This is a genomic window from Kitasatospora sp. NPDC048298 (assembly GCF_043201465.1).
Taxonomy (GTDB): domain Bacteria; phylum Actinomycetota; class Actinomycetes; order Streptomycetales; family Streptomycetaceae; genus Kitasatospora.
Genome location: NZ_JBICYZ010000049.1, coordinates 58,126 through 74,389 on the forward strand (window position 1 = coordinate 58,126; position 16,264 = coordinate 74,389).

Sequence of the window (16,264 nt, forward strand, 5' to 3'; positions counted from 1 at the left end):
CTCGACGTCTGGGACCGCCCGCTTGCCGGCGACCGGATCGCTGCTCGGCGATCTCGGCGTACTGCGCGGAGGGGCGTCCCGGCTGCTGCCGAGGGCGCCCCGCCAGGTCCGCGCGCGGGCGGCCGCCGTTGCGGGAGCGGCGGCCGCCCGGCGTGCGGTCGGTGGCGGTGGCGGGTCAGCGCCGGAGCGTGGTGACGGTGAGGCCCGGGGCGGTGCGGATCTCCGCTTCGGTGAAGCGCTCGGTCATCCACTGCTTGCGGGCGTAGGCGCGGGTCTGGTCGGTGTAGTGGGGTGAGGTCGGGTTGGCGGACTCGCCGTAGGTGAGCAGGGTGCGGGTGCGCGGGCCGTGGTCGGTGAGTTCGGTCGCCATCACGAAGCTGGCGCCGTGCGGGACGGTGCGGAGGTCGGTCGGGTAGGTGCCGCCTCCGGTGCCGGAGTCCGGCCCGGCCGTCATGACCACGTTGAAGCAGCCCAGTTGGTGGGAGCAGCCGTGCAGCGGGATGCCCGCCCAGCGCTGGACGCTGCCGATCGGGGCGTCCACGGGGAGGCCGCGGGTGGCCAGGTCCTTGACCGCGTCGGCCAGGGCGCGTTGGGCGTCGGGGTTGGCGGCGTCGATGCCGCGCGGGGTGGTCAGCGGCTGGGCGGGGTCGGCGGGGACGGTCTGCCAGGCCGTCGTGCCGGTGCGTGCGAGCGCGTCCCGGTAGGCCTGCCAGAGCACGGTGCCGTGGCTGTCGGCGTCGGCCCGGGTGTCCCAGGCCGCGAGTACGTCGCAGGCCGGGCGGACGTCGACCGGGTTGCCGTCGGAGCCGGCGATCACCGGGTGGGCGCGGCAGAGGGTCACGGCGTCGTCGCGGTCGAGTTCGGCGCTCTGCACCCGGTTGCCGAACATCGTCGCCTGGAGTGTGTTGAGGGTGAAGCCGGGGGCGCCGAGGCCGTCGGTGCCGGACCTGCGCTCGGCGATCATGCGCAGGCTCAGCTGCGAGCGCAGCATCCGTTCGGAGGCGCCCTTGTAGACGGTGGGCAGGCCGGTGATCGGCGCGTCCGCGTTGGTCAGGTACGGGCCGTTGTTGGCGTTGGCGACGTAGTCGGTGCGGGTCAGGCTCGGCTGGTTGGCGGGGCCGAAGACCCCGGGCACGAGCGCGTCCGGGTCGCTGCCCGGGTCGCAGGCGGTGGTCGAGCCGTCCAGGACCGGCCCGAGGGGGGTGACCGCGGCGAGGCAGCGGCCGAGTTGCTCGTCGGGGAGGTGGGGGACGGCGGAGGCGTCGGTGAACCAGGTGGTGCCGGTGGAGTCGACGGCCGTGGTGTACACCCAGGGGAGGCCCTGGTAGGTGCGCTGGGCTTGGCGCAGTTGGTCGAGGTTCTGGGCGCGGCCGACCGCCAGCCACTGGTTCAGCGAGCGGAGGTTCTCGGCGTTGGCGTCGCCGAAGGTGTAGGCGTACTGTCCGGTCCAGCCGTCGGCGAGGACGTAGCCGAGGCGGGAGCGGTAGACGGTCCGGTCGACGGTGGTGGGCGTCCCGTCGGCGGCCCGGACGGCGACCTGGACCTTCTCCTGCACCATCCGTTCGACCTTGCCGTCCACCAGGTAGGCGGTCGGGTCGCCGGGCACCAGGGTGAGCCGGTGGAGGGCGTAGTGGTCCGCGTAGCTGGTGGTGTGGCTCCAGGCGAGGCCGCGGGTGTGGCCGATCTGGAGGAACGGGATGCCGTACAGTCCCGCGCCGGCGATGTCCAGGACGCCGGGGATGGTCAGCTGGGCCTGGTAGAAGCGCTCCGGGCCGGCCCAGTGGAGGTGGGGGTTGGCGAGCAGCAGACCGTTGCCGTTGCGGCTGGCGTCGCGCCCGATCGCCCAGGCGTTGCTGCCGAGTTCGGGGTTGTCGGCGGATCGGCCGGGAGCGCCGATCAGGGGTACGGCCGCCGCCTGCTCGGACGTCTCGCCGGCGGGCCCGGCCCCGGCGGTGGGCCCGACCCCGGCGGTGGGCGCGGCCCCGACGGTGGGCCCGGCCCCGACGGCAGGCGCGGCCCCGGCGCCCGGGACGGCCGTGGCGATCTGCTTCTTGGCGGCGGCGCTGCCCGCCATGGTGTTGACCTCGTAGAGGATGTTCCACAGGTCGTCCGCGGTGATCGGCCCGACCCAGTCCTTCCCCCGGCAGGACGGGTCCGGCAGGTGGTCGGGGCCGGTGTCGCGCAGGTAGCGGTTGTATCCGGCGACGTAGCCGTCCACCAGTTGCCGCGCCTCGTCGGTCGGGCCGAGCGGCGCGGGGGTGGCCAGCAGGCGCTTGACCGTCCCCGTGCGCAGCACGCCCTGCTGGTAGGTGTCGCTCACCAGGTTGCCGACCCGGTCGACGGACTGGCCGTCGGGGCCGAAGTGGCGCGAGCGTTCGCCGCGAGCGGTGACCACCTGGTCGGCGAGCTGGCACAGGTTGTCCTGGGCGAAGGCGTATCCGTAGCCGTAGCCGAGGCCGCCGAAGTCGTGTGCCAGGACGTGCGGGACGCCGTACTCGGTCCGGCTGATCCTGGCGGTCCAGCCGCCGCGGTCGGTCTCGGAATCCGCCGCCTGTGCCGCGCCGGGTACCAGTGCCGTCAGCAGCGCGGATGTCACCCCGAGCGCGAGCGCACCCGAGGCGAAACGCCTTGCGCGTGAGCGGAACTGATGCTCACTCGTTTTCCTGTCGTTCATCATGGCCCCAAACTGCCGTCGCGGGCACCGCCGGTCATCGCCCCTCGGGACGACCCGGTCTCGGCCCCCTGGACGATCCGTGTACGTCTCGGGTCAGGGATGTTCCCTGTCCGCACCGCTTCTCCGTCGGACGATGCGGTTGTGGATCATCAGGGTCCGCGCCCCGACTGACGGGCGGACGAGCGGTCACGACGACGAGTCGGTCAGACCGGTGGGCACCTGCCACTCCCGGCGCCGACCCTTGTTGGTCAGCAGCAGCCCCTCCTTGAAGGCCAGCAGCCCCAGTTGGCTCGCCAGCTTGGCGGCGGGCGGCAGGGTGTCGCCCGCCTTGCCGTACCCGAAGGAGGGCAGGGTGGCGGCGGCGAGCCCGAGTCGGGTGAGGCTGCTCGCCGGGGGCACCTTGACGACGTCGGCGGACGCGTCCCCGATCAGGTGCCGGATCAGCGTGGGGCCCGTTCCCGGCGGGACCGGCAGCACCTCCTTGATGAAGTCCAGCACGCCCTTGGTCAGCGCCGTCCCGGCCTCCGAAGGACGCTGTTGCCGCCGGATGACGGTGTCCTTCAGAGCGGCCCCGTCGCCGAACTTGACCGGGTCGAGCTGCTCGTGGACGCCCAGGACGTGGCCGACCACCCGCCAGATGTGGAAGTAGGCGTCCCGGTCCTCGGGCAGCAGCTCGACCCCGAGCTTGGCGAGGCCCTGCGGGATCAGCACCGAGAAGCTCATCAGCGTGCCGGCCAGGTCCTCCTGGTTGACGGGCACGCCCAGGGCGGCGGCGTCCCAGTCGCCCAGCTGGGACACGTGGTAGCGCATGGTGGCGTGCAACAGGCGGATCTTCTGGGCCGAGCGGAGCCCGTGGCCGGTCGGCCCCAGGCCGTCCTCGTCGAGCACGTCGACGACGAACTGCGAGGTCTCCGCCAGCCGCCGGTACACCCCGGAGGTGAGGCGCTGGGAGCGGGCCAGCACCTCGGCCCCGTTGCCGCAGGTGTAGCAGAGCGGGAGCGAGCCGCAGAGCAGGATCGAGGCGATCAACGGCTGGTAGCGGCCGAGTAGTTCGTGGCCGCGCGCCATCTGCTCCCGGTCGGCCCAGGCGGGCAGCTCCGCGGTCTCCTCGAAGTACCGCTGGAGCTTGGGCGGCAGGCCCTCGGGGACGGCGTCGCTGTTCCGGCCGAAGCCGAGCAGCGCCTGCCGCACCTGCTCCTGCTGCCCCAGCTCGTAGGTCTCGGCGATGGCGGCGTCTCCGAGCGGGTCGCCGGTGCCGCGCATCCGGTCGAGCAGGTCATCCGTCCAGCCGTTGGCGGCCATGTGGTCCTCCGTCGAGTCGACACGTGGTCCGCACACGTATCACCGCGCTCCGGGCCGCCCGGGCAGCCTCACCCGTACGAGGGCGCGCCGCCCGCTGAACGGCCCGAGGGCCGGCTCAACCCACCGAGGCCTTGGTCGACCGCACCGGCTCGGCCTCCGCCCCGCCGGCACCCGCTCCGCCGTCCACCTCGGCCAGCGTCGCCAACCGCCGCAGGCTGGCCCGGCGTTGGAGCGCGCCGAGGCCGACGGTCGCCGCGCCGAGCCCGAGCCAGCCGATCGGCCCGGCGGCCATCACCACACCGGTGAGCAGCAGCGGGCCGACCGACTTCTGCATCGACTGGGACATCCCGGCGACCCCCAGGTACGAGGCCCGGGCGCCCGGCGGGGCCAGCACGACCGCCAGTTCCCAGGAGCTGACCGAGCGCAGCAGTTCCGCCAGGGTGACCAGGATCGCTGCGGCCAGCAGCGCGACCGAGGCCAGGACCGGCCCGGCGCCGGTGGCGAGCACGATCAGCAGGCAGCCGCCCAGCACCGTCACCCCGTACCAGCGCACCGCCGCGGCCGCCCCGAGCGGCCCCTCCGCCCAGGCCGAGACCCGCAGTTGCAGCAGCACCACGAGCACCGTGTTGAGCGCCAGGAAGATCGGGACGACGACGTGCGGCGCGCCGGTGTGGTGGACCAGCCAGAGCGGCAGCCCGACGTTGAGGATCGAGTCGTCCAGGCTCAGCGGCATGTCCAGCAGGACGAACCGCAGGTAGCCGCGGTCACGCCAGGGGCTCGGCGGGGCGACCGGCGCCCCGCCGGGCTCGTCCCCGGCCTTCGCCGCGACCAGGCCGCGCCCGGACGGCTCCCGGGTGCGCCAGACCAGCAGGGCGGCCAGCACGTAGGAGAGCCCGTTGGCCAGGATCAGCACCCGGTAGGCGGACGTGGTCCCCACCGCCAGCCCGATCGCCGCGACGCCCGCCCCGAGCGCGTACCCCGCGTTGGCCACGCTGCGGAACAGCGCCTGGTAGGTGGCCCGCCGCTCGCCCGCGACCCGGGTCGCGAACAGCATCTCCAGCGTCTTGGCGGCCCGCTCGGCCAGGCAGATCAGGGCCACCACGGGCAGCAGCGCGGCGAAGTCGTCGACCACCAGCAGCAGCGCCATCGCGCCCAGCCGCAGCAGGTGGCAGCCGATCAGCAGCAGGCGCACCGGCACCCGCTCGGCCGCCCGCCCGGCCAGCGGGGACCCGGCGATCCCCGCCACCGCGCCCACCCCGAGCAGCAGGCCCAGCTGCCGCGCGTCCATTCCGCAGACGTAGGTGAAGTAGAGCACCGAGGCCGCCGCCCACACCCCCGTGCCGGTCCGGTCGACGCACTGCGCCAGCAGCATGATCCGCGCGTCCCGCCCGCCCGGCGGCCGCCGCAGCTGCGCTATCAGTCCGTTCCCCCGCATGGTGGTCCCCCGTCGCACTCGACATCAATCCCGGCATCAATCTCGACATCAAGATACTTCACATCAAGAGACTTGCGGAACCCCCGGGAACGCCGATGGCGCCCGACCCCTCACAGGGCCGAGCGCCACCGGTGCGGCTACGGGCACCCGCCGGGCCCGCCGCTCAGCGGCGGCCCAGCCCCCGCAGCAGCGCCGCGCCCGCCGCCGGGGCGCGCGCCGCCCGGCCCTCGACGCGAGGCAGGCGGTGCGCCACACTCTCCCCAGCAGCACCCGCGCTCCCAACGCACCGGTACGACGCACCGACCACCGCACCACGGAGAGCCGACCGTTGACCACTCGCCAACTGCTTCAGATCGCCTTCTCGTCCGGACGGACCGGGTCCGGACCGGCCACCTGGGGCCAACGGGCCATCTGGGACGCCGTACGACAGCTGCCGCCGGCCGACGCGCCGCGCTACAACATCGCCACCGCGGCACCGCTGGACCCGGGACTGCCCCTGCCCGTCCTGCTCACGGCGCTGCAGCAGCTGCTGCACCTGCACGACTCACTGCACACCCGACTGCTCCCCGACGAGTCCGGCTGCCTCCGCCAAGTCGTCGACGGTGAAGGCCTCTTGGACGTCCACCTGCAACCCGCCGAGGAGCACGATGGCCACGAGGACCACGAGGATCGCGAGGACCACGAGGAGCCGGCCGAGCTCGGCGCCCGGCTGCACGAGGAGCTGGCCGCGCAGGCCTTCGACACCGCCACCCAGTGGCCGCTCCGGATCGGCGCGGTGACGGCGGGCGGGCTGGTCCGGCACATCAGCCTGGTGCTCTCGCACACCGCGGTGGACGGCACCGGGATGGGCCGGCTCGTCGCCGACCTGTCCGCGCTCTGCCTCGGCAGCTCCCCCGAGGAACTGGCCGAACTGCGCGCACCCGCCCGGCAACCGCTGGAGGAGGCCGAGTTCCAGAACTCCGAACGGGGCCTGCGACGCGACGCGGGAGCCCGCACGCAGTTCGTGCGCAAGCTCAGGCTGGGCCCGGCCCGGCTCTTCCCGCCGGCCGCCGCGCAGCCCGGCCGGTTCCCGAACGCGGTGCTCCGCTCCCCCGCCCTGCCCCGGGCCGTCGAACGGGTGGCGGCCAGGCACCGGGTCAGCACGGGCTCGGTGCTGCTCGCCGCGACGGCCGCGATGACCGCCCGGCTCGCCGGCTCCACCGAGGCCGTGCTGAACGTCGTGGTCAACAACCGCTTCCTGCCCGAACTGGCCAACGCGGTGAGCGTGGTCGCGGGTGACGGACTGTTCCATCTCCCGGACGCCACCGCCGAGTTCGGCGAGATCGTGCGCCGAACCCACGCCGCGGCGATCGGCACCTACCGCCACGCGTACTACGACAAGCTCGCGTTGGCGGCCGAGATCGACCAACTGACCGCCGAGGGCGTCCGACTGGCCGACCGCTCCTGCGTGTTCAACGACACCAGGGAACTGCTGCCGGCCACGGCCGACCCCGGCGGGGACCGGACCACCCTCAGCTGGCCGGTGGAGTTCGAACCCCGCCCCGGCCTGACCTACGCCCTGGACGCCCTGCAGACCGCGGACGCGCTGAGCCTGGCTATGACGGCGGATCCGTCGGTGCTCCCGCGCTCCGCGATGGAGCGGTTCCTCTACGGCGTCGAGGAGTTGATCCTCACCGAGGCCGACGCCGGGACCACTCCGGAGGTCGACCCAGCCGCCCCCGGGCCCGCCGACCACGCCTGACCCCGAGGCCGTCCTGACCGACTGTCAGTGCCACACGCTATGGTCGGCCTCGAACGATCCCAGCACGAACAGCACCACCGTCACCAGGGGGCACCATGACCACACCGGGCACCGGCCCGCTCACCACCGCCGACCTCGTGGAGGGCTGGCACCGGGTGGGCGTCCGTGCGGGCATGGCGCTGATCGTGCACTCCTCGCTCTCCAGCCTCGGCCGGGTCGAGGGCGGTGCGGCGGCCGTGGTGGCCAGCCTGCGCGAGGCGGTCGGGCCCGGCGGCACCGTCGCCGCGCCCACCTTCACCTCGGACACCGTCCGTGACCCGGCCCCCGGGCACAGCGGCCCGCCCGGCCCCGGGGTCGCCGAACTCCGCGCCGCCGTCCCGCTGTTCCACCCAGGGCTGCCCGCCACCACGGGTGCGGTGGCGGAGGCGCTGCGCGCCCTGCCGGAGAGCCTCCGCAGCAGCCACCCGCAGGTCTCGGTCGCCGCCGTCGGCGCGCACGCCAAGGAGGTCACCGCCCGGCGCTCGCTCGGCTTCGCCGTCGGTCGGGAGTCGCCGTTCGGTGCGCTGCACGACCTCGGCGGGTACGTGCTGCTGGTCGGCGTCGGCCACAACCGCAACACCTTCCTGCACTACGCCGAGACCTTCGCCCCCAACCGCCGGCTCAAGCTCCGCCGCTTCCCGATGGCGATCCAGGGCGAGCGGGTCTGGATCGAAGCACCGGACGTCGCGGACGACAACGGCACCCACTTCCCGGTCGTGGGGCGGGAGTTCGAGGAGCGGGCGGGAATCCGGGAGGTGCTGGTCGGCGACGCGCCCTGCCGTCTGATCCCGGTCCGCGACCTCATACCCTTCGCCGTCCGCCGCCTGACCGAGCTGCTGGCGGCGGACGGCCCCGGAGCGGCATAGGCCGGGCCGGCGGTCCCGCCGTACGCGCGGAACCGCCAACTCGTTCCCGCATGCCGTCAGTGACGGTCCTCGTGCACCGAGGCGGCGTCCTGGATCTTCTTCCAGGACTTCGGCTCCACCGGCAGCTGCGTCTGCGCCTTGCCCGCGCCCGTCTCCGCACCCGGCGCCGACGAGGCGACGGCCGCGGCGCCCGGCGCCACCGGCCCGACGGCCGGCTTGCTCGGGGTGAACAGCCAGGTGTTCAGCAGATCGCCGAGCTTCTGGCCCGACACCTTCTCCGCGTACGCCTGGAACTCCGGAATGGTGGCGTTGCCGTAGCGACGCTCGGTGGGCCAGCCCTTCAGGATCCGGAAGAACTTCTCGTCCCCGACGGCGTTGCGCAGCGCCTGGATGGCCACCGCGCCGCGGTAGTACACCGCGCCGGAGAACTGGTTCTCCTCACCCGGGTCGCCCGGCTTGACGGTCCAGAACGGGTCGTCGGCGGGGCGTGAGGCGTAGATGTAGTCGGCCAGTTCCTGTGCGGTGCCCTCGTTCTCGTGCTCGGACCAGAGGAACTGCGCGTACTCGGCGAAGCCCTCGTTCAACCAGATGTCGCTCCAGCGGGAGAGCGAGACACTGTCGCCGTACCACTGGTGGGCCAACTCGTGCACGACCACGGAGGTGTTGGAGCCCTTGGCGAACAGCCCGGGGCCGTAGGAGACCCGGGTCTGGGTCTCCAGGGCGCCGCTGGACCGGATGTTGGCGACGTAGCCGCCGGCCGAGCTGAACGGGTACTCCCCGAAGTAGCCGCTCAGCCAGTCGACCAGCTCGCCGGTGCGCTCCACGCTCGCCCGGGCCGCGGCGGCGTTGTCGCCCAGGTCCTTGCTGTAGGCGTTGTAGACCGGCAGCCCGCCGGCCGTGGTGTCCTGGGTGATGTCGAACTTGCCGATCGCGAGTGTCGCCAGGTACGTCGCCTGCGGCTTGTTCTCCCGCCAGCTGTACCGGGTCCACCCCGCCTGGGAGGTGGTGCCGGCCAGCACGCCGTTGCTGATCACCTGGGTGCCGTTCGGCACCTGCACCGAGACGTCGAAGGTCGCCTTGTCGCTCGGGTGGTCGTTGCTCGGGAACCACCACCCGGCCGACACCGGCTCGCCGGACGCGACCGCACCGTCCGGGGTACGGCGCCAGGCGGTGTAGCCGCCGTACTTCTTCACGGTGGACGGCATGTCCTTGTAGCGCACCACCACGGTGGCCTGGCTGCCCTTGGCGAGCGGCCGGGCGGGGGTGACTTCCAACTCCTGATCGCCGCTGGCGGCGAAGGTCGCCGGCCGGCCGTTGACCCGGACCTCGGAGACGTTCAGCGTGAAGTCGAGGTTGAACCGGGAGAGGTCCTGGGTCGCCGTGGCGAGGATGGTCGTGGTGCCCTCCAGCTCATCCGTGGCGGGCTGGTACTTCAGCCGGATGTCGTAGTGCGAGACGTCGTACCCCCCGTTGCCGAGGGTCGGGTAGTACGGGTCCCCGACGCCGTCCGCGCCGGGTTGGAAGTCGCCAGCCGAGGCGGGGACGGCAAGGAACAGGCTCAGCGCACTGGCAGCGGAGACGATCAACCTCTTGCGCACATGGTCCTCCAGGAGTCACCGGAACGATTGGGTTGAACCGATCCTTGTCCCGGAGGCCCCGCTCCCACTCCCCGATCGTGAGACCTTCATGAAAAGAAACACGCCGAAATGACGGCTTCGCGGCACTGCCGCGAAGCCGTCACGCCACTCGTGGCCGATATGTCGTCAGTTGTGGGCTTCGTGCACCGAGTTGGTCTCCTGGATCTTCTTCCAGGACTTCGGTTCCACCGGCAGCTGCCCCTGCGCCTTGCCCACGCCCGTCTCCGCGCCCGGCGCCAGCGAGGCGACGGCCGCGGTGCCCGGCGGCACCGGCCCGACGGCCGGCTTGCTCGGGGTGAACAGCCAGGTGTTCAGCACGTCGCCGAGCTTCTGGCCCGACACCTTCTCCGCGTACGCCTGGAACTCCGGGATGGTGGCGTTGCCGTAGCGGCGCTCGGTGGGCCAGCCCTTGAGGATCCGGAAGAACTTCTCGTCCCCGACGGCGTTGCGCAACGCCTGGACGGCCACCGCACCGCGCTCGTACACGGCGCTCGCGAACTGGTCGTCCGGGCCCGGGTCGCCCGGCTTGATGCTCCAGAACGGGTCGTCGGCCGGGTGCGAGGCGTAGACGTAGTCGGCCAACTCCTGTGCGGTGCCCTCGTTCTCGTGCTCCGACCAGAGGAACTGGGCGTAGCGGGCGAAGCCCTCGTTCAACCAGATGTCGCTCCAGCGCGAGAGCGAGACGCTGTCGCCGTACCACTGGTGGGCCAACTCGTGCACGACCACCGAGGTGTTGGAGCCCTTCGCGAACTGCCGGGGGCTGTAGAAGATCCGGGTCTGGGTCTCCAGGGCGTAGCCGGTCGGGACATTGGGCACGTATCCGCCGACCGAGCTGAACGGGTACTCGCCGAAGTAGCCGCTCAGCCAGTCGACCAGCTCGCCGGTGCGCTCCACGCTCGCCCGGGCGGCATCCGCGTTCTCGCCCAGGTCCTTGCTGTACGCGTTGTAGACCGGCAGCCCGCTCGGCGTGGTGTCCCGGGTGACGTCGAACTTGCCGATCGCCAGCGTGGCCAGGTACGTCGCCTGCGGCTTGTTCTCCCGCCAGCTGTAGCGGGTCCAGCCGGCCTGGGAGGTGGTGCCGGTCAGCAGGCCGTTGCTGATCGCCTGGGTGCCGTCCGGCACCAGCACGGAGACGTCGTAGGTCGCCTTGTCGCTCGGGTGGTCGTTGCTGGGGAACCACCACCAGGCCGCCTCGGGCTCGTTGGCCGCGATCCCGCCGTCCGGGGTGCGGTGCCAGCTGGTGAACCCGTACTTCTTCACGGTGGACGGCACCCCCTTGTACCGCACCACCACGGTGGCCTGGCTGCCCTTGGCGAGCGGCCGGGCGGGGGTGATCTCCAGCTCCTGCTCCCCGCTGGTGGCGAAGCTCGCGGGCCGGCCGTTGACCCGGACCTCGGAGACGTTCAGCGCGAAGTCGAGGTTGAACCGGGAGAGGTTCTGGGTCGCCGTGGCGAGGATGGTCGTGGTGCCCTCCAGCTCGTCGGTGGCGGGCTGGTACTTCAGCCGGATGTCGTAGTGCGAGACGCGGTACCCGCCGTTGCCGTAGGTGGGGTAGTACGAGTCGCCGACCCCGGCCGCGCCGGGTTGGAAGTCGGTTGCCGAGGCGGGGACGGCAAGGAACAGGCTCAGGGCACTGGCAGCGGAGACGATCAGCCTCTTGCGCACGTGGTCCTCCAGGGATCACCGGAACGATTGGGTCGGATCGATCCATGTCCCGGAGGCCCCGCTCCCACTCCCCACTTGTGAGATGTTCATGAAAAGAAACGCGCCGAAATCACCGCTTCGCAGCACTGCCGCGAAGCCGTCACTCCGTCTCACCCCCGCCCGCCCCTCATGCCCGCCCCACTCCTCACGCCCACCGCCCTCACGCCCCGAGCACCACCGGCGCCCGCACCAGCGAGCCGTACTCCGTCCACGAGCCGTCGTAGTTCTTGACGTGCGGGTAGCCGAGCAGCTCGGTGAGCGCGAACCAGGTGTGCGCCGACCGCTCGCCGATCCGGCAGTACGCGATCACCTCGCGCTCCGACTCCACGCCCTTTCCCCCGTACAGCGCCCGCAGCTCCTCCGCCGAGCGGAACGACCCGTCGTCGTTGGCCGCCTGCGACCACGGGATGTTGACCGCGCCCGGGATGTGCCCGGGCACCTGCGCCTGCTCCTGCGGCAGGTGCGGGGGCGCGATCAGCTCGCCCCGGAACTCGGCGGGCGAGCGGACGTCCACGAGCACCGCGTCCGCGCCGGGTTTGGCGAACACCTCGGCCTTCGCCAGGACCTCGTCCCGCAGTGCCCGCAGCTCCGGCCGCTCGGGCCCGTCGAGCCGGTAGCCGCTGTGCTGGTAGTCCATCACCTCGTGGGTGAGCTCCCGCCCCTCCAGCTCCCACTTCTTGCGCCCGCCGTCCAGCAGTCGCACCGGCCCGTAGCCGCGCAGCCGCAGCAGCCAGTAGGCGTAGGCGGCGAACCAGTTGTTGTTGCCGCCGTAGAGCACCACCGTGGTGTCGTCCTCGACCCCGGCCGCCCTCAGCAGGTGCTGGACGCCGGCGCGGTCGATGTAGTCCCGGCCGACCTGGCTGTGCAGATCGGTGGTCCAGTTCCAGCCGACCGCCCCGGGGATGTGGTCCCGGTCGTAGGCCTCGGTGTCCTCGTCCACCTCGACGACCCGGATCGTCCCGTCGTCCAGGTGGTGGGCCAGCCATTCGGTGTGGACCAACGCCTCGGGGTGCGCGTAGCCGTTGCCGGTCATCCCAGGCCCTCCTTCGCTCTGCCCAGGCTGCGGCGCCCGACCACGGGCTCAGCGGGCCGCGCGACGACGGCAGGACGTACGGGCACGGCGAGTCGCCGGCGACCGGGCCGGACAGTTCGAACCTACGCCGTCCGTCCGACCCGGGCCACCCCGCGCCCCCTCGCTCTTCGCCCCCCAGCCCCCTCGCCCCTCGCCCCTCGCTCTTCTCGCTCCGCTCAGGAGAAGACGACGGAGCGCAGCTTCAGCCGGTCGCCGAGCTTCTTGCCGGGGTTCATGACGTAGAACACGTCACCCGCGCAGTCGGCGGCCAGATAGACCGTGGCCGTGGAGCGGGTGAGGTTCTCCGGCGCGAAGCCCGGGTCGTCCTCGGTCGTCCACGGCAGGTCGATGCACTCGCCGCTCGGCGGGTCGGCCAGGCCGGTGACGACTCCGGGGCCGACCTTGTAGAGGAAGTCGCCCGTCGCGGCATTGGCGGAGAACGGGACGGCGAGGACGAGGGCGATGGCGCTGGCGGCGGCGAGCACGGCGTTGCGGAGACGCATGGGTGAGGGCCTTTCAGGTGGTACTCGGCGGTACCCGGTTAGTGATGCGAGATCACCCTAGAGGCCCAAAATCCGCAGAAACGCTTCTTCTAATCCACCTATTCGAGTGATTTAGAGGTTGAAACCGCTACTCGCCTTCATTCGAAAGCCACCGGAAATCCCACTCAGTTCGGCGGGGCCGTGAAGCTGTACCCGGAGTCGACGAGCACCGGCAGGTACGCCTTCAGCGCCGCCACCGTCTGTGACCGGTCCCCGCCGCCGTCGTGGTTGAGCACGATCGACCCGGGCCGGACGTTCTTGAGCACCCGGTCGATGATCGCCGAGGTCCCGGGCCGCGCCCAGTCCCGCGGATCCACCGACCAGGCCATGTTCCGCATCCCGAGGTCGGCGGCCACCTTGAGCGAGGTCGGGGACCAGTCCCCGCCCGGCGCGCGGAACCAGGTGGGCTGCCGGCCGGCGGTCCGCTGCAGCAGGTCCGAGGTGCGCTCCAGCTCGTCCCGCACCTTGCCCTCCGGGAGGTGCCGCAGGTCAGGGTGGGTCCAGGTGTGGTTGGCGATGTGGTGGCCGCGGTCCGCGATCTCCCGCACCAGGGCGGGGTGCTCGACGGCGTTCTCGCCGATCAGGAAGAAGGTCGCCCTGACCCCGTACTGCTCGAACAGCGCCAGCACGGTCGGGGTGTGGCGGGGGTCCGGACCGTCGTCGATGGTGAGCGCCACCGCCCGCCGATCCGGGTCCAGGTCGTATACCGGCTTGCCCTCCTCCTCGGTGAGCACCCGGCGCAGGGGCACCGCACTGGGCACGGTGGCCGACGGGGACCCGGACGGCGGCACCGGCGAGGTCACCGTGGACGGCCCGCTCCCCGGGGTGGCCGCGGCGGACGGCTCGCCCGCCGCCCCCTCGGGCCCCGCCGGAGCGGACGGGGCGGCGGCATCGGTCGCCCCCGCCGTGGCGCCGCCCTCCCCCTCGCCCCAGGTGCCCCGACATCCGGCAGCCGTCCCCAGGAGGGACATTCCGGCCGCAACCAGCAGCAATCTACGCGAAGTAATCTGACGATCTGACAGCATTGTGGATGCTTCCCCCGGCCGTCACCGCCGCTCCCCGGAGGCAACTCAGACGGACCCGATCACCACTCCGACGGCCCAAGGGCTCCTGCCGCACACCCCGTTTCCCGGGTTCTTCCACGGATCTTCCCCGACCGGACGCCCCGCCTCCTCCCGGGCCCGCTACGCTGTGCCTTCCCCAGTGTGATGATCTGCCATCAGAGGACGTGGCCATGACGACAAGTCAGGACTTCCCCCACCAGGGCCAGCAGGACGACCACGCGACCGAGCTCAGCCAGTGGGAACGTTTCGGTGTCGACACCACCGCCCCGCACTCTGCGCGCGTCTACGACTACTGGCTGGGAGGAAAGACCAACTTCCCGCCGGACCGCGCCATGGGGCAGGCCATCGAACAGGCCGTACCGAGCGTCAAGGCGATGGCCAAGGCCAACCGGGCGTTCCAGGGCCGGGCCGTGCGCTACCTCGCCCAGGAGCACGGCATCCGCCAGTTCCTCGACCTCGGCACCGGCATCCCGACCTCGCCGAACACCCACGAGATCGCCGAGGCGGTCAGCCCGGGGACCCGGGTGGTCTACGTCGACAACGACCCGATCGTGCTCGCCCACGCCCGCGCGCTGATGGTCTCCAGCCCGGCCAGCCGCACCACCTACATCCACGCCGACCTGCGCAAGCCCGAGGAACTGTTCGCCGACCCGGCGCTCACCTCCACCCTCGACCTCACCCAGCCGGTCGGCCTGCTGATGATCGCCGTGCTGATGCTGATCGCCGACGAGGACGACCCGTGGGGCCGGGTCGCCGCGCTGCGCGACGCCCTGCCGGTCGGCAGCTGCATCGCACTGACCACCCCCACCCCGGACTTCGACCCGGAGGCCGTCGGCAAGGTCGCCGAGGCCGCCCGGGCCGGCGGCATGACCCTGGTCCCGCGCGGCTACGACGACGTGGTCCGATTCTTCGACGGCTGGGAGCTGGTCGAGCCGGGCGTCGCCCCGGTGCTGGCCTGGCGCCCGGACGGCGAGCCCCCGGCGGACCCGAAGGCCGCGTACTACTGGGGCGGCGTCGCGATCAAGCGCTGACGCCACCGGCACGCCTCCGTCCGACGGGCCCCGTCGGACGGAGGCGTCACTTCAGCAGCCGCGACAGCCGCCGGTCCGCCAACGGCTTGCCCCCGGTCTGGCAGGTCGGGCAGTACTGCAGCGAGGAGTCCGCGAACGACACCTCACGGATGGTGTCCCCGCACACCGGGCACGGCGAGCCGGCCCTGCCGTGCACCCGCAGTCCGAGCTTCTTCTCCGCCTTCAGCTCCCCCGCCGCCAGCCCCCGCGAACGCTCCACCGCCTCGCGCAACGTCCCCCCGAGCGCCTCGTACAGCCGGGCCACCTCGTCCTCCGTCAGGCTCCCGGCGATCTTGTACGGCGACATCCGCGCCGCGTGCAACACCTCGTCCGAGTACGCGTTGCCCACCCCGGCCAGCACCCTCTGGTCCCGCAGCACCCCCTTGAGCCGCCGCCGCTCGCCGCGCAACAGCCCGGCGAAGTCCGCCAGGCCGAACCCCGGGTCCAGCGGGTCCGGCCCGAGCCCGGCCACCCCCGGCACCTCGGCCGGATCGCGCACCACGTACACCGCCAGCCCCTTCTTCGTCCCGGCCTCGGTGAGCTCGAAACCGTCCCCGGCCTCCCCCGCCAGCCGTACCCGCAACGCCAGCGGATTGCGCGGCCCCGGCCGCGGCGGCTCGGCGGGCAGCCTGTCCTTCCACCGCAACCACCCGGCCCGAGCCAGGTGCACCACCAGGTGCAGCCCCTCCACCTCGATGTCCAGGAACTTGCCCCGCCTGCTCACCCCGCCGACCGTCCGCCCCTCCAACCCCGTCACCGGCGGATCGAACGTCTTCAACGCACTGATCGCCACCGGCTGCACCCGAGCGATCACCCGCCCGGTCAACCGCTCGGACAGAAAGGCACTCAGCGCCTCGACCTCAGGCAGCTCCGGCATGCGCCCAGTCTCCCCCGCCCCGCCCCCACCCGCGCGCCACAAAGCCCCAGACCCCACCCCCACCAGCACCCCCACCAGCACCCCCACCAGACCCCACCCCCCAGCGAGGGAAACATCCCCACCCCCAGCAACCACCCACCCACCCCTCCCACCCCAGCGAGAGGGACGCGCTGCGGGAGGGGGCGGCGGAGGGGGTGGGTGCGGAGAGGGGCGTGGCGGGTGATTTTCAGACTGCCAACGG

General features: G+C 72.4%; 12 protein-coding genes. 3 read left to right on the forward strand and 9 right to left on the reverse strand.

Translation table 11 applies throughout. The features are described 5' to 3' along the window. Positions 1–175 precede the first annotated feature (175 nt). From ACGF0D_RS30130 to ACGF0D_RS30140, 3 genes are all read right to left on the reverse strand, one after another. Positions 176–2,596, reverse strand: a complete 2,421-nt coding sequence (locus ACGF0D_RS30130; protein ID WP_392921551.1) for a penicillin acylase family protein — start codon at positions 2,594–2,596, stop codon at positions 176–178. A gap of 264 nt (positions 2,597–2,860) precedes the next feature. Continuing rightward, a complete protein-coding gene (locus ACGF0D_RS30135) occupies positions 2,861–3,976 on the reverse strand; it encodes an oxygenase MpaB family protein (protein WP_392921553.1) in 1,116 nt (371 codons plus the stop codon). A 115-nt stretch (positions 3,977–4,091) separates the two neighbouring features. Continuing rightward, positions 4,092–5,411 carry an MFS transporter gene (locus ACGF0D_RS30140; RefSeq protein ID WP_392921556.1) on the reverse strand — a complete coding sequence of 440 codons (1,320 nt, stop codon included), beginning with the start codon at positions 5,409–5,411 and terminating at the stop codon, positions 4,092–4,094. A gap of 328 nt (positions 5,412–5,739) precedes the next feature. On the opposite strand from ACGF0D_RS30140, the gene ACGF0D_RS30145 reads away from it, so the two are divergent. Then, positions 5,740–7,152 carry a condensation domain-containing protein gene (locus ACGF0D_RS30145; RefSeq protein WP_392921558.1) on the forward strand — a complete coding sequence of 471 codons (1,413 nt, stop codon included), beginning with the start codon at positions 5,740–5,742 and terminating at the stop codon, positions 7,150–7,152. A gap of 95 nt (positions 7,153–7,247) precedes the next feature. Further along, positions 7,248–8,057 (forward strand): aminoglycoside N(3)-acetyltransferase, encoded by an 810-nt coding sequence (locus tag ACGF0D_RS30150; RefSeq protein WP_392921561.1) that lies wholly within the window; start codon positions 7,248–7,250, stop codon positions 8,055–8,057. Positions 8,058–8,113: 56 nt separating this feature from the next. On the opposite strand, the gene ACGF0D_RS30155 is transcribed toward ACGF0D_RS30150, so the two are convergent. The 5 genes from ACGF0D_RS30155 to ACGF0D_RS30175 form a co-directional block, all read right to left on the reverse strand. Then, positions 8,114–9,655, reverse strand: coding sequence for a M1 family metallopeptidase (locus ACGF0D_RS30155; RefSeq protein WP_392921564.1), 1,542 nt, complete (start codon positions 9,653–9,655; stop codon positions 8,114–8,116). Between the two features lie 165 nt (positions 9,656–9,820). Then, positions 9,821–11,359, reverse strand: a complete 1,539-nt coding sequence (locus ACGF0D_RS30160) for a M1 family metallopeptidase (RefSeq protein WP_392921567.1) — start codon at positions 11,357–11,359, stop codon at positions 9,821–9,823. A 199-nt stretch (positions 11,360–11,558) separates the two neighbouring features. Continuing rightward, the gene (locus ACGF0D_RS30165) at positions 11,559–12,431 is read right to left on the reverse strand and encodes a sulfurtransferase (RefSeq protein WP_392921570.1); all 873 of its coding nucleotides are present in this window, start codon (positions 12,429–12,431) and stop codon (positions 11,559–11,561) included. 215 nt (positions 12,432–12,646) lie between these two features. Further along, the gene (locus ACGF0D_RS30170; protein ID WP_392921572.1) at positions 12,647–12,973 is read right to left on the reverse strand and encodes a hypothetical protein; all 327 of its coding nucleotides are present in this window, start codon (positions 12,971–12,973) and stop codon (positions 12,647–12,649) included. 164 nt (positions 12,974–13,137) lie between these two features. Continuing rightward, a complete protein-coding gene (locus ACGF0D_RS30175; protein WP_392879823.1) occupies positions 13,138–13,773 on the reverse strand; it encodes a polysaccharide deacetylase family protein in 636 nt (211 codons plus the stop codon). Between the two features lie 473 nt (positions 13,774–14,246). Here ACGF0D_RS30175 and ACGF0D_RS30180 point away from each other — a divergent pair, with 473 nt between their 5' ends. Continuing rightward, positions 14,247–15,107 (forward strand): SAM-dependent methyltransferase, encoded by an 861-nt coding sequence (locus ACGF0D_RS30180; RefSeq protein ID WP_392879826.1) that lies wholly within the window; start codon positions 14,247–14,249, stop codon positions 15,105–15,107. 46 nt (positions 15,108–15,153) lie between these two features. Here ACGF0D_RS30180 and ACGF0D_RS30185 read toward each other — a convergent pair whose 3' ends face one another. Further along, entirely contained in the window at positions 15,154–16,023 is an 870-nt protein-coding gene (locus ACGF0D_RS30185) for an Fpg/Nei family DNA glycosylase (protein WP_392879829.1), read from the reverse strand. Positions 16,024–16,264: the final 241 nt, after the last annotated feature.

Coding starts and splice junctions, on each gene's coding strand:
- ACGF0D_RS30135 (WP_392921553.1), bottom strand. CDS start 3,976: ATGGCCGCCAACGGCTGGACGGATGACCTGCTCGACCGGATGCGCGGC.
- ACGF0D_RS30140 (WP_392921556.1), bottom strand. CDS start 5,411: ATGCGGGGGAACGGACTGATAGCGCAGCTGCGGCGGCCGCCGGGCGGG.
- ACGF0D_RS30150 (WP_392921561.1), top strand. CDS start 7,248: ATGACCACACCGGGCACCGGCCCGCTCACCACCGCCGACCTCGTGGAG.
- ACGF0D_RS30165 (WP_392921570.1), bottom strand. CDS start 12,431: ATGACCGGCAACGGCTACGCGCACCCCGAGGCGTTGGTCCACACCGAA.
- ACGF0D_RS30170 (WP_392921572.1), bottom strand. CDS start 12,973: ATGCGTCTCCGCAACGCCGTGCTCGCCGCCGCCAGCGCCATCGCCCTC.
- ACGF0D_RS30180 (WP_392879826.1), top strand. CDS start 14,247: ATGACGACAAGTCAGGACTTCCCCCACCAGGGCCAGCAGGACGACCAC.
- ACGF0D_RS30185 (WP_392879829.1), bottom strand. CDS start 16,023: ATGCCGGAGCTGCCTGAGGTCGAGGCGCTGAGTGCCTTTCTGTCCGAG.